This window comes from Streptomyces sp. NPDC001816 (assembly GCF_042892235.1).
Lineage (GTDB): Bacteria > Actinomycetota > Actinomycetes > Streptomycetales > Streptomycetaceae > Streptomyces.
This window is the reverse complement of the sequence record NZ_JBIATY010000013.1, coordinates 214,587-227,366: the sequence shown is the minus strand read 5'-3', so window position 1 is coordinate 227,366 and position 12,780 is coordinate 214,587. Positions and strand designations below refer to the sequence as shown.

Annotated in this window: 11 protein-coding genes and 1 pseudogene; 4 read left to right on the top strand and 8 right to left on the bottom strand. The window is 70.7% G+C overall.

Going from position 1 to position 12,780, the window contains the following annotated elements:
• Position 1: 1 nt before the first annotated feature.
• Positions 2-214 (top strand): annotated as a pseudogene (locus ACFYZZ_RS36435) (ionic transporter y4hA); the annotation flags it as partial.
• A gap of 17 nt (positions 215-231) precedes the next feature.
• On the opposite strand, the gene ACFYZZ_RS36430 reads toward ACFYZZ_RS36435, so the two are convergent.
• A complete protein-coding gene (locus tag ACFYZZ_RS36430) occupies positions 232-1,503 on the bottom strand; it encodes an MFS transporter (protein WP_389185597.1) in 1,272 nt (423 codons plus the stop codon).
• A 208-nt stretch (positions 1,504-1,711) separates the two neighbouring features.
• On the opposite strand from ACFYZZ_RS36430, the gene aroQ reads away from it, so the two are divergent.
• The gene (aroQ, locus tag ACFYZZ_RS36425) at positions 1,712-2,185 is read left to right on the top strand and encodes a type II 3-dehydroquinate dehydratase (protein WP_389185594.1); all 474 of its coding nucleotides are present in this window, start codon (positions 1,712-1,714) and stop codon (positions 2,183-2,185) included.
• A gap of 12 nt (positions 2,186-2,197) precedes the next feature.
• On the opposite strand, the gene ACFYZZ_RS36420 is transcribed toward aroQ, so the two are convergent.
• The 5 genes from ACFYZZ_RS36420 to ACFYZZ_RS36400 all read right to left on the bottom strand — a co-directional run bounded on the left by ACFYZZ_RS36420 (position 2,198) and on the right by ACFYZZ_RS36400 (position 6,542).
• Positions 2,198-2,965 (bottom strand): amino acid ABC transporter ATP-binding protein, encoded by a 768-nt coding sequence (locus ACFYZZ_RS36420; protein WP_389185591.1) that lies wholly within the window; start codon positions 2,963-2,965, stop codon positions 2,198-2,200.
• Entirely contained in the window at positions 2,962-3,903 is a 942-nt protein-coding gene (locus ACFYZZ_RS36415) for an amino acid ABC transporter permease (protein WP_389185588.1), read from the bottom strand. The genes ACFYZZ_RS36420 and ACFYZZ_RS36415 overlap by 4 nt, the downstream gene beginning before the upstream one ends.
• Positions 3,900-4,784 (bottom strand): ABC transporter substrate-binding protein, encoded by an 885-nt coding sequence (locus tag ACFYZZ_RS36410; RefSeq protein WP_389185585.1) that lies wholly within the window; start codon positions 4,782-4,784, stop codon positions 3,900-3,902. The genes ACFYZZ_RS36415 and ACFYZZ_RS36410 overlap by 4 nt, the downstream gene beginning before the upstream one ends.
• Before the next feature lie 368 nt (positions 4,785-5,152).
• Positions 5,153-5,809: an MBL fold metallo-hydrolase gene (locus ACFYZZ_RS36405; protein ID WP_389185582.1), complete on the bottom strand. Its 657-nt coding sequence runs from the start codon at positions 5,807-5,809 to the stop codon at positions 5,153-5,155.
• Positions 5,810-5,855: 46 nt separating this feature from the next.
• Entirely contained in the window at positions 5,856-6,542 is a 687-nt protein-coding gene (locus ACFYZZ_RS36400; RefSeq protein ID WP_389185579.1) for a maleylpyruvate isomerase family mycothiol-dependent enzyme, read from the bottom strand.
• A gap of 225 nt (positions 6,543-6,767) precedes the next feature.
• Between ACFYZZ_RS36400 and uvrA the strand changes: the two genes are divergently transcribed.
• Positions 6,768-9,797, top strand: a complete 3,030-nt coding sequence (uvrA, locus tag ACFYZZ_RS36395; RefSeq protein ID WP_389185576.1) for an excinuclease ABC subunit UvrA — start codon at positions 6,768-6,770, stop codon at positions 9,795-9,797.
• A 170-nt stretch (positions 9,798-9,967) separates the two neighbouring features.
• On the opposite strand, the gene ACFYZZ_RS36390 is transcribed toward uvrA, so the two are convergent.
• Together ACFYZZ_RS36390 and ACFYZZ_RS36385 are read right to left on the bottom strand one after the other, a co-directional pair.
• The gene (locus tag ACFYZZ_RS36390) at positions 9,968-10,879 is read right to left on the bottom strand and encodes a carbohydrate kinase (RefSeq protein WP_389185573.1); all 912 of its coding nucleotides are present in this window, start codon (positions 10,877-10,879) and stop codon (positions 9,968-9,970) included.
• Positions 10,876-12,018, bottom strand: a complete 1,143-nt coding sequence (locus ACFYZZ_RS36385; protein WP_389185570.1) for a LacI family DNA-binding transcriptional regulator — start codon at positions 12,016-12,018, stop codon at positions 10,876-10,878. The genes ACFYZZ_RS36390 and ACFYZZ_RS36385 overlap by 4 nt, the downstream gene beginning before the upstream one ends.
• 279 nt (positions 12,019-12,297) lie before the next feature.
• Here ACFYZZ_RS36385 and ACFYZZ_RS36380 point away from each other — a divergent pair, with 279 nt between their 5' ends.
• On the top strand, positions 12,298-12,732 hold the full coding sequence (locus ACFYZZ_RS36380) for a Rieske (2Fe-2S) protein (protein WP_389185567.1): 435 nt from the start codon (positions 12,298-12,300) through the stop codon (positions 12,730-12,732).
• Positions 12,733-12,780: the final 48 nt, after the last annotated feature.

The following is a 12,780-nucleotide window of genomic DNA, read 5'->3' as shown; positions in this document are numbered from 1 at the left end:
AGCCGGCATCGGCCTGACCGTCCCCGCCGTCGCGCTCGCCTCCATCTGGCTGTCCGGACCGCTCGTCCTCGGTCTCGGACCGACGCACATGCTACTGCTCGCACTGACCGTGATCGTCAGTTCCCTGACGGTGGTGCCGGGCCGGGCCACACCCCTGCAGGGTGGCGTGCACCTGGTGGTGTTCGCTGCCTACCTGGAGCTGGCGATCAACCCTTGGCGCCGCCGTCCCGGTCAGCCCGTGACCGGCTCCACCGCCGGCAAAGGCACAGGCCGCGTTTCTGGCAGCAGCGCGAAGCAGGCCAGGCTCAGCAGGGCGATGCCCGTCAGATACACGCCCACACCCCACGGCACGCGCCCGCTGTGCTCCGCCAGGGCCGTGGCGACGATCGGGGTGAGCGCGCCGCCCAGGACCCCGCCGAGGTTGTAGCCGACCGCGGCCCCTGTGCAGCGCACCCGCGCCTCGTACAGCTCCGGCAGATACGCGGCGATCACCGAGAACATGATGACGAAGGCGATCAGCGCGCCCAGGATGCCGAGGAACATCAGCAGCGGCTCGCCCGTCGCCAGCAGGGCGACCATCGGCAGCATCCACAGGGCGCATGCCGTGCACCCCACCAGGCACATCGGCCGCCGCCCGTAGCGGTCGCCCAGCAGTGCCATGAGGGGCGTGAGCGCGCCCTTCACCACCACGGCGGCCATGACGCACGTCAGCATGACGGTGCGGCTCACCCCGAGCCGCTCGGTCGCGTACGCCAATGACCACGTCGTCACCGCGTAGAACACGGCGTACCCGACGGCCAGCGCCCCGGCCGTTAGCAGCACCAGCCGCCCGTGGTGCCGTACGACCTCGACGAGCGGCACGCGCGCGTGGTCGTCGATCTCCAGGAACCCGGGAGTCTCGGCGAGCGACGAGCGCAGCCACAGCCCGGCCAGAGCCAGCACACCGGCCGCCCAGAACGGAATCCGCCAGCCCCACTGCGCGAACTGCGCGTCGGACAGCACTGCCGACAGCGCGAGCATCACCCCGTTGGCGAGCACGAAGCCGAACGCGGGCCCCACCTGAGGGAAGCTCGACCACAGGGCGCGCCGCCCGGCGGGCGCGTGCTCGGCGGTCAGCAGCACCGCCCCGCCCCACTCGCCGCCGAGCCCGAGCCCCTGGAGGAAGCGCAGGACGAGCAGCAGCACGGGGGCGGCCACGCCGAGGGTTCCGTATGTCGGCACGCACCCGACCGCGACCGTCGAAGCGCCGGTCAGCAGCAGGGAGATGACGAGCACCGGCCGCCGTCCGCGCCGGTCGCCGAGGTGCCCGAACAGCGCCGAGCCCAGCGGCCGGGCCACGAACCCCACCCCGAACGTCACGAACGCCGCCAGCGTCCCCGCCACTGGCGAGAACGTCGGGAAGAACAGAGGCCCAAGGACCAGGGCCGCCGCTGTCCCGTAGACGAAGAAGTCGTAGAACTCGATCGCGGTCCCGGCGAGCGAGGCGGCCGCGAGCCGCGCCATGGAAGGGGCCCTTACGGCCCGTACATCGTGCACACTGCGTCAACTACCCACCGTGATCAAGGGTTACGGGGGCGCGCGGAGGTGATCAACAAGCCGCGGCGCGCGCCGCGGCGGCCGGAGCAGGCGCCCCTCGCCTGCGCCGCGCGCCGTGATAGACCGGTTTCGAGCGAGCGGCCGCAGAAGCCGCTCCGAACGGACCGGAGGAACCGTGCCCCGCACCCTGGCCAACGCCCCGATCATGATCCTCAACGGGCCCAACCTGAACCTCCTCGGCCAGCGCCAGCCCGAGATCTACGGCAAGGACACGCTCGCCGACGTCGAGGCGATGTGCGCCAAGGCAGCGGCGGCACACGGCGGCACGGTGGACTTCCGGCAGTCCAACCACGAGGGCGAGCTGGTCGACTGGATCCACGAGGCGCGGCTCGCCCACTGCGGGATCGTCATCAACCCCGCCGCCTACTCCCACACCTCGGTCGCGATCCTGGACGCGCTCAACACCTGCGACGGCATGCCCGTGCTGGAGGTGCACATCTCCAACATCCACCAGCGCGAGTCGTTCCGGCACCACTCGTACGTCTCGCTGCGCGCCGACGGCGTGATCGCGGGCTGCGGCGTGCAGGGCTACGTGTTCGGCGTGGAGCGGGTCGCAGCCCTGGTGGGGGCGGCCCAGGCCGACGCGTAGCCTCCGCCGACCCTACAGTCGGCCGGACTCCACGATCCGCCGCAGGAAGCGCCGCGTGCGCTCCTGCTGCGGATCGCCGAAGATCTGCTCGGCGGTGCCGCGCTCCAGCACGACTCCTCCGTCCAGGAAACAAACCTGGTCGGCGACGTCCCGGGCGAAGCCCATCTCGTGCGTCGCCAGCACCATGGTCATGCCCTCGTCCTTCAGGCCGCGGACCACTTCCAGGACCTCGCCGACGAGTTCGGGGTCCAGCGCGGCGGTGATCTCGTCGAGCAGCAGCAGCCGGGGTCGTGCGGCGAGGGCCCGTACGATCGCCGCACGCTGCTGCTGGCCACCGCTCAGCCGGTCCGGGTAGGCGGCCGCCTTGTCGCCCAGTCCGAGGCGCTCCAGCAGCTCCCTGGCCCGCTCCTCGGCCTCCGCGCGAGAGACGCCGTGCACCCGGCGTGGGGCGAGCGTGATGTTGTCCAGCACGGTCATGTGCGGGAAGAGGTTGTACGCCTGGAAGACGACGCCGATACGGCGGCGTACCGCGTCCTGGTCGACGCGCGGGTCGGTGATCTCGTCGCCGTCCAGCCAGATCGCTCCGTCGTCGATCTCCTCCAGGAGGTTGGCGCAGCGCAGCAGTGTGGACTTGCCCGACCCGGAGGCGCCGATCAGCGCGGTCACCGTGTGCGGGGCGACCTCCAGGTCGACGTCCCGCAGTACGACGGAACTCCCGAAGGTCTTGCGGACGGATTCCATCCGCAGCACCGGGGAGCCGTCCTGGGGTGCCGTACTCATATCGATCCTCCCTGGGCCCGCTGCCGGTCCATCCTGGCCGTCACCCAGTCCGTGAAACGCGTCATCGGGATGGTCAGCGCAACGAAGACCAGGCCCGCGACGATGTACGGCGTGTAGTTGAGGCTCCGGCCCACGATGATGTCGGCGGCCCGTACGGCGTCCACCGCGCCGCCGATCGACACCAGGCCGGTGTCCTTCTGCAGCGACACCAGGTCGTTGAGCAGCGGCGGCACCTGACGGCGCACCGCCTGCGGCAGCACGACGTAGCGCAGGGCCTGCCGGTTGGTGAGGCCCAGCGAGCGGGCCGCGGCGCGCTGCGAGGGGTGGATGGACTCGATGCCGGCCCGGAACACCTCGGCCACGTACGCCGAGTACGTCAGCGTCAGCGCCGTACCGCCGAGCAGCACCGGATCCACCGTCACGCCCTGCAGTCGCAGCGCGGGCACGCCCAGCACCACGATCATCAAGTTGATGATGAGCGGCAGACCGCGGAAGAAGTCCGTGTACGCCGCCGCCAGCACGCGCAGCGGGAAGAACACGGGGCCGCGCAGGGTGCGGGCCACGGCGATGAGCATGCCGAGGACCAGCACGGCGGCACCGCAGACGATCAGGAGGCGGACGTTCAGCCACAGTCCTTCGAGGACCTTGGGGAACGCCTCGCGCGCGTACTGCGCGCTGAAGAACGTCTCCTTGGTGCGCGGCCAGCCCGGAGCGTTGACGACGACCAGGTAGAGCACGGCGGCCGTGACCAGGGTGGAGAGCGCCGCGACGGCCGTGGCGCGGCGGGCCCGCGTCCGCTTGTGGCGCTCGCGCTCCAGCCGCCGCTCGGAGGGCACGTAGCGGTCACCGGCGCCGGGCACCGCGTCCCCGGCGCCGCCGGTCATGTCACCCTTGTCGTCCGCCCCCTCCGCCGCGGACTCGCCCTTGGTGACCGTCACTTGAGCACCGGTGCGTCGACGGCGTCGGAGAGCCACTGCTTCTCGATCCGCGCCAGCGTGCCGTCCTTGCGCAGCGCGTCGACGGCGCCGGTCACGCACGAGGTCAGCGCGCTGCCCTTGTCGAGCACGAGCCCGAACTGCTCGGGCGTGCCGCCCTGGTTCTCGAACTGGCCGACGATCTTCGCGCTCGTCACCTCGGCCGCGGTGATGTAGAACGCGGTCGGCAGGTCCGTGACGACGGCGTCGACCTGACCGTTCTTCAGCGCGGACTTGGCCTGGTCGTTCTTCGCGTACACGGCGGCCTCCTGCTTCGGCTTCACCACGTCGGTGATGTAGTCGAGGCTCGTGGTGCCCACCTGGGCGCCCAGCTTGAGGTTCTTCAGGTCCGCGATGCTCGTCGCCTTGGCGGCCTTGCTGCCCTTGAGCGCGATGACGGCCTGACGCACGTCGTAGTAACCGGAGGAGAAGTCCACGGCCTTCTTGCGCTCCGTGCTGATCGACACCTGGTTGATGTCGAAGTCGAAGGTCTTCACACCGGGCGCGAACGCCTTGTTGAAGGGCACGCTCTGCCAGACCACGGCGCTCTTGTCGTAGCCCAGCCGCTGCGCCACGGCGTAGGCCACCGCGGACTCGAAGCCCTTGCCGTTGCTGGGCTTGTCGTCCTTGAACCACGGCTCGTACGCGGGCTCGTCCGTCGCGATCGTCAGCTTCCCGGACGTCTTGGTGGCCAACTTGCCCTTGGCGCAGCTCTTCTCGGCGGACCCGGACGGGGCGGCCGACGCCTTGTCCTCGGGCTGCGGAGCACAGCCGACGGCGGTGGCGAGCAGGGCTATGGTGGCGGCGGCTACCGCGCGGCGCAGTGCGCGAGAGGCAAGGTGCATGGCGGGAGATTGGCAGCGAACCCCGTGTTTGTCCAGGTCACGGCGTTCATTGTCCGCATACTGGGAACGGGTGTTGCGGTCGTGTGAACGCTGCCGCTCGAGGTCGCCCTGGCCTGGGCCGCCGGCCGAGGGCGGGGTTGGAAGACCGGCGGCCCATACCGCGCAGGAGCCGTCATCCTGTGCGGGGCTGCCACCAGTTGACTGCGTGACACGGCGCGAGGGGAGCGCGCATGCGCCGTCGGCGCGTGCGAACAGTTCACACGGGGCGCGCGCCCGGCGCGGAATCGCCGACTTCTTGAGCTACGTCCGCTTCACCAGGGGCGCGAGGCCACGAACCAGGCGCCCCGAGCCATCAGGCGCCCGGAACATCACCACCCGCGCGCGTGCCACTCCGGCAGATGCGGCCGCTCCGCCCCCAGCGTGGTGTCGTTGCCGTGCCCCGGGTACACCCAGGTCTCGTCCGGCAGCACATCGAAGATCTTCGTCTCCACGTCGCGGATCAGACTCGCGAACGCCTCCGGGTCCTTGCGCGTGTTGCCGACGCCGCCCGGGAAGAGGCAGTCCCCGGTGAAGACGTGCGGGTGGCCGTGCGGGTCGTCGTAGACCAGCGCGATGGAGCCCGGAGTGTGCCCCACGAGGTGACGCGCGGTGAGTTCCACGCGCCCCACCCTGATGACGTCACCGTCGTCGACCAGGACGTCCGTGGGCACCGGGATGCCCGGGGCGTCCTCCCGGCCGGCGTACGTACGGGCACCCGTGGCGGCGGCGACCTCGGCGAGCGCCTGCCAGTGGTCGCCGTGCTGATGCGTGGTGACGACGGACGCGATGCCGTCGTCGCCGATCATGGTGAGCAGGGTCGGTGCCTCGTTGGCGGCGTCGATCAGGAGTTGCTCGTCAGTGGCCCGGCAGCGCAGCAGATACGCGTTGTTGTCCATCGGGCCGACCGCGATCTTCGTGATCATCAGGTCCTTCAGCTCGTGCACGTCCGCCGGGCCGCCGACCTTGACCTCTCCGCTGTACGTCATGGTGATCAGCCTATAGCGGGGGAGTGCCCGGCGGGCCGTCGTCGCGCTACAGCGGAGGCAGCTTCGGGAGCGCGCCGCCCGTGGCCTCCAGCGCGGTGCCCTCGCGGCGTCCGGCGAGCCAGCCCAGCAGGTCCGCCGGAGACCCGCTGACCGTGATCTCGGGCTCGGCGGCCTCGCGTCCCGTGCTCCACGTGCGCGTGCCGTCCGTGACGCGGGTCGCCGGGACGTCGGGGTTCCCGGAGAACCGCTGTGTCAGGAACTCGATCTCCCGCTCGGTGAACTCCGCCGGCAGGTCCTCCAGCTCGTACCCGGTCCCGAGGTCCACATGGTGCAGGTCGACCTCGACCCAGCGCCGGAACGGCACCCGGGACGCGGAGTCGGTGACCCCGTTGCGCAGCTCCACCGTGCGCGTCCAGTCCGCCGGCGCGGCCCCCCTCTCCTGGAAGCGGTCCCCGCTCTCGCGCACGTCGGCGAGCTGGACGTCCAGGGGGCGCGGGGCGTCCCGCTCGATGTCGGCGTCCCGGGCCTCGGCACTCGCGTACATGGGACGGCCGTCGAGGACGTTCACGAGCGCGTCCGCGTTGCGGGCGAGGTGGGCGAGGACGTGTCCGCGGGTCCAGCCGGGCAGGCGTGACGGCTCGGCGAGAGATGCGTTGTCCAGCTTGGCGACAGCGGTGAGGAGTCGCTCGGTCGCTTCGCGTACACAGGCCAGGTCATGAGCGTGATCAATCATGGGCCTGACCTTAGCCCCGCCACACGTTTGGGTGAAGGTGGTGAACCCCCACCGAAAATCGAAAGCACGTGCTATATCGTCGGGGGTGGCGTCGGGCATGCTGGATGACCGGGGGTTGTTATGCAACCGGGAAATCCGACCGGCGTTGTCAGTGGCTCCCCCTAGTCTCGAAGAAGCACGGGGGCCCCGCCCCTGTCACTTCTCTCAAGAAAGGTGCGGACCGGCGTGGCCGACCGTCTCATCGTCCGTGGCGCGCGCGAGCACAACCTGAAGAATGTCTCGCTCGACCTGCCGCGTGACTCGCTCATCGTCTTCACGGGCCTGTCGGGGTCGGGCAAGTCCTCGCTGGCCTTCGACACGATCTTCGCCGAGGGCCAGCGCCGTTACGTGGAGTCGCTCTCCTCGTACGCCCGCCAGTTCCTCGGCCAGATGGACAAGCCGGACGTCGACTTCATCGAGGGTCTGTCCCCGGCGGTCTCCATCGACCAGAAGTCGACCTCGCGCAACCCGCGCTCGACGGTCGGCACCATCACCGAGGTCTACGACTACCTGCGTCTGCTCTTCGCGCGCATCGGCAAGCCGCACTGTCCCGAGTGCGGCCGCCCGATCTCGCGCCAGTCGCCGCAGGCCATCGTCGACAAGGTCCTGGAGCTGCCGGAGGGGAGCCGCTTCCAGGTGCTGTCGCCGCTGGTGCGCGAGCGCAAGGGCGAGTTCGTCGACCTCTTCGCCGACCTGCAGACCAAGGGCTACTCACGCGCGCGCGTGGACGGCGAGACCATCCAGCTGTCCGACCCGCCGACCCTGAAGAAGCAGGAGAAGCACACCATCGAGGTGGTCATCGACCGCCTCACGGTGAAGGACTCCGCCAAGCGCCGCCTCACCGACTCCGTGGAGACCGCCCTCGGCCTGTCCGGCGGCATGGTCGTGCTCGACTTCGTGGACCTCCCCGAGGACGACCCCGAGCGCGAGCGCATGTACTCGGAGCACCTGCACTGCCCGTACGACGACCTGTCCTTCGAGGAGCTGGAGCCCCGCTCCTTCTCCTTCAACTCGCCCTTCGGCGCCTGCCCCGAGTGCACCGGCATCGGCACGCGCATGGAGGTCGACCCGGAGCTGATCGTCCCGGACGAGGACAAGTCCCTGGACGAGGGCGCCATCCACCCCTGGTCGCACGGACACACCAAGGACTACTTCGGCCGCCTGATCGGCGCCCTCGCGGACGCGCTCGGCTTCCGTACCGACATCCCCTTCGCGGGTCTGCCGCAGCGGGCCAAGAAGGCCCTGCTCCACGGCCACAAGACCCAGATCGAGGTCCGGTACCGCAACCGGTACGGCCGCGAGCGCGTGTACACCACGCCCTTCGAGGGTGCGGTGCCCTTCGTGAAGCGCCGGCACAGCGAGGCCGAGAGCGACGCCAGCCGCGAGCGCTTCGAGGGCTACATGCGCGAGGTGCCCTGCCCCTCCTGCGAGGGCACGCGCCTGAAGCCGATCGTCCTCGCCGTCACGATCATGGAGAAGTCGATCGCCGAGGTCTCCGCGATGTCGATCAGCGACTGCGCGGACTTCCTGGGCGAGCTGACGCTGAGCGCCCGCGACAAGAAGATCGCCGAGCGCGTCCTGAAGGAGGTCAACGAGCGGCTGCGCTTCCTGGTCGACGTCGGCCTCGACTACCTCTCCCTCAACCGCGCGGCCGGCACCCTGTCCGGCGGCGAGGCCCAGCGCATCCGCCTGGCCACCCAGATCGGCTCCGGCCTCGTCGGCGTCCTGTACGTCCTGGACGAGCCGTCCATCGGCCTGCACCAGCGCGACAACCACCGGCTGATCGAGACCCTGGTCCGACTGCGCGACATGGGCAACACCCTCATCGTCGTGGAGCACGACGAGGACACGATCAAGGTCGCCGACTGGATCGTCGACATCGGTCCGGGCGCCGGTGAGCACGGCGGCAAGGTCGTGCACAGCGGCTCCCTGAAGGAACTGCTCGCCAACACCGAGTCGCAGACCGGCCAGTACCTCTCGGGCCGCAAGGCCATCCCGCTGCCGGACGTACGGCGCCCGCAGGACCCGACCCGCCGGCTGACCGTGCACGGCGCCCGGGAGAACAACCTGCAGGACATCGACGTGTCCTTCCCGCTCGGCTTGTTCACGGCCGTCACGGGCGTGTCCGGATCCGGCAAGTCGACGCTGGTCAACGACATCCTCTATACGCACCTGGCCCGCGAGCTGAACGGCGCGCGCAGCGTCCCCGGACGGCACACGCGCGTGGACGGCGACGACCTCGTCGACAAGGTCGTGCACGTCGACCAGTCGCCCATCGGCCGCACCCCGCGGTCCAACCCGGCGACGTACACCGGCGTCTTCGACCACGTCCGCAAGCTGTTCGCCGAGACCACCGAGGCGAAGGTCCGCGGCTACCTGCCCGGGCGGTTCTCCTTCAACGTCAAGGGCGGCCGCTGCGAGAACTGCGCGGGCGACGGCACCATCAAGATCGAGATGAACTTCCTCCCGGACGTCTACGTCCCGTGCGAGGTCTGCCACGGCGCCCGGTACAACCGGGAGACCCTGGAGGTCCACTACAAGGGCAAGTCCATCGCCGACGTGCTGAACATGCCGATCGAGGAGGCGACCGAGTTCTTCGAGGCGGTCCCGGCCATCTCCCGGCACCTGAGGACGCTGAAGGACGTCGGCCTCGGGTACGTGCGGCTCGGCCAGTCCGCGACCACCCTGTCCGGCGGTGAGGCGCAGCGTGTGAAGCTCGCCAGCGAGCTGCAGAAGCGCTCCACCGGACGCACGGTCTACGTCCTGGACGAGCCCACCACCGGCCTGCACTTCGAGGACATCAGCAAGCTGCTGAAGGTCCTCGCCGGCCTGGTCGACAAGGGCAACACGGTCATCGTCATCGAGCACAACCTCGACGTGATCAAGACCGCCGACTGGGTCGTCGACATGGGTCCGGAAGGCGGCGCCGGCGGTGGGCTCGTGGTCGCCGAGGGCACGCCCGAGGAGATCGCAGGCGTTCCGGCCAGCCACACCGGCAAGTTCCTGCGCGAGATCCTCGACGCCGACCGCATCAGCGACGCGGCAACGGTGAAGGCACCGCGTGGCGCGGCGGCCAAGAAGACGGCCGCGGCCAGGTCGACGGCGAAGAAGACCGTGACGGCCAAGGCCAACAACACGGCGACCAAGAAGGCCGCCGGGGCCACGAAGAAGACGACACCGGCGAAGAAGACGACGACGCGGGCTCGCAAGGCCTGAGGTCGGTTCGGGTCATGCCCTGACACGTCATCAAAAAAGCGGCGCCCCGCGGGAACTCCCCGCGGGGCGTCGCTCGTTCCACCATCAGCCACCCCGGCTCCGCGGTCCGGCCGTTCCACGAACCGCGGGTCCGGCCGAACCTTGACACGAGCACAGAGGAAAGAGACCGCTCACAACTCGCCCAGCTCGGCCGCGTACGGCGGCTCCGCACCCGCGCGTGAGCAGGTGATCGCCGCCGCGCGTGCCGCGAACCGCAGCAGTCGCCGCCAGCCGTCCCGTCCCAGGGTGGCGAGTCCCTCCGGCGACAGCGCGTCCTGAGCGGACAGGCCGTGCAGCAGGGCCGCGTTCACCGTGTCACCGGCGCCGATGGTGTCCACGACCTCGACCTTCTCGCCCGATACGGAGTACTCCGCGCCGTCCCGGGTGTGGACGGTGAGACCGTCGCCGCCCCGGGTCACCACGACGGCCGCCGGTCCCGCGGCCAGCCACTCGCGCGGGGTGCCGCCCAGCCACTCCGCGTCCTCCGCGGACAGCTTCAGCAGCGTCACCGAGGGCAGCCAGCTCTTGAAACGCGCCCGGTAGGCGTCCGCGTCCGGGATGAGGCCCGTCCGGATGTTGGGGTCGAGGGCGGTGAACAGGCCCTGCGCGGCCGCGGTCCGCATCAGCTCCTCGTAGGCGCTCGCCCCCGGTTCCAGGACGAGCGAACAGGTGCCGAAGGACACCGCGCGCGTGCCGGCGGGGAGACCGGCGGGGGCGCTGAAGAGACGGTCGGCGGTGCCGTCAACATAGAAGGAGTAGGCGGCCGAGCCCCCGCCGTCGATCGTGGCGACCGCGAGCGTGGTCGGCTCGGGGCCGCGCTGCACGCCGGACACGTCCACCCCGGCCCGGCGCAGCCCGTCCAGCAGGGCCTCGCCGAAGGCGTCGTGCGAGGTGCGGGAGCAAAACGCGGTCGGGGAGCCGAGGCGGCCGAGGGCCACGGCGGTGTTGTACGGGCCGCCGCCGAGCGCCGGCTTCAGGTCCGCCAGCGCACCCGGGCCGTGCGGTACCAGGTCGATCAGTGCCTCACCGGCGACGACGATCACGAGGCGGTTCCCTTCTCGGACAGCGCGGGCAGCGCGGAATGTGCGGAGGCGGAATGTGCGCAGAGCGCGGCCGGTTCGGTCGTCCCACCGGTCCCGGCCGGCCTTGCGTCTCTTGCACCTGCGATCTCGTCCCGGTCCTCCGGGCATCCGCAGGAGGTGCGGTGGACGAGGGTGCAGGGCAGCCGGACGGTCCGGGCGGGCCGGCTGGGGTCGGCCAGCCGGTCCAGGAGCACCCGGACGGCCTGGGCGCCGATCTCCCTACTGGGCTGGGCGACGGCGGTGAGCCGGGGCGAGAACAGATCGGCCCAGGCGAAGTCGTCGAAGCAGCACAGGGCGATGTCGTCCGGGACGGTCAGGCCCTCCCGGCGCAGGGCGCGCAGGGCGCCGATGGTCATGGCGTTGTTGGCGGTGACCAGCGCCGTGGGCGGCGTCGGCAGGGAGAGCAGGGCGGCCGTGGCCCGCTCGGCACCCGCCGACTCGGAGTTGCCGGACACCACGAGGCCCTTGTCGTGGGCCAGCCCGGCGGCGGCGAGTCCCTGCTGGTAGCCGGTGATCCGCTCAGCGGTGGTGCTGAGCCCGGGCAGGCCCGCGACCAGGCCGATCCGGCGATGCCCGAGCCCGGCGAGATGGGTGACGATGCGGGCCGTCGGACCCTCGTTCTCGGCGCAGACCTGGTCGAAACGGGCCTGCTCGGGGAGCACCCGGTCCAGGAACACCGTCGGAACCTCGTGGCGGCCGAGGTAGGCGACGAGGTCGTGCGGGTGTGCGGACGGAGCGACGATCATGCCGTCCACCCGGCGCTCGTGAAGAAGTTGGACGACCTTCCGCTCGTGCGCGGGGTCGTCGTGCGGGTCGGCGATGAGCAGGCTGTAGCCCGCCTCCAGGGCGGCGGCCTCGACGCCCTGCAGGATCTCCGTGAAGTACGGGTTGCTGATCGCCGACACCGCGAGGCCGATGGAGCGGGTGCGGGAGGTCACCAGGGAGCGGGCGAGGGTGTTGGGCGTGTAGCCGAGGGCGTCGACTGCGTCCAGCACGGCCTGGCGGGTGTGGGGCAGCACCGGACGCGTGCCGTTGAGCACGTGGGAGACGGTCGCCACGGAGACTCCGGCACTCCGGGCGACGTCCGCCATGGTGGCCATCGCGTTTTCCTCTCCCTGAACCGCTGAACCGCTGAACCGCTGAACCGCTGAACCGCTGAACCGCCGAGCCGCCGAGAGGCGGCACTGTCGAGCCGGCAGGACTGCCGGACGCCGGGAAGGTATCCCATCCACCCCCTCCGCGTAAACGCTTACGCAAACGTTTACGCGCCCGCGCCGCCCGTGGATCCGCGCTCCTCCCCGTTCACCACCCCCGCCCCGGAGTCGGCCGTTCCGTCCGGGTATCGTCGGCCTGCACACCCCCTGACCAGTGGAGACATGATGTCCGCCCGATCGGCCCGCCCGTCCACGAGTCGTCGTACCGTCCTTCGAGGAGCCGCCGTGGTTCCGGTGGCAGGGCTCGGACTGGCCGCCTGCTCGGCGCCGGGCGGCACCACCGCCGACGCGACCCCGACCGCGCCGGTCGACCTCGGTGCCGAGAGCGAGGTCGCGAAGGGCGGCGCGAAGCTCTACCGGGACCACAACGTGGTGGTCAGCCGGGACGAGAGCGGGGCCCTCAAGGCGTACAGCACCATCTGCACGCACGCGGGGTGCCCCATCAACAAGCTCCAGGGGACGACTCTGATCTGCCCCTGCCACGGCAGCCAGTTCGACGCTGTGACGGGCAAGGTGGTCCAGACGCCGGCCACCGTGCCGTTGAACGAGCTGCCGGTGAAGGCGTCGAACGGCAGGATCATCGCCGGTCCGGGCGCCTGACGGACCGCACCGCCGAGCGGCGCCCAGGTACTTGCACCTGGCCCCCGC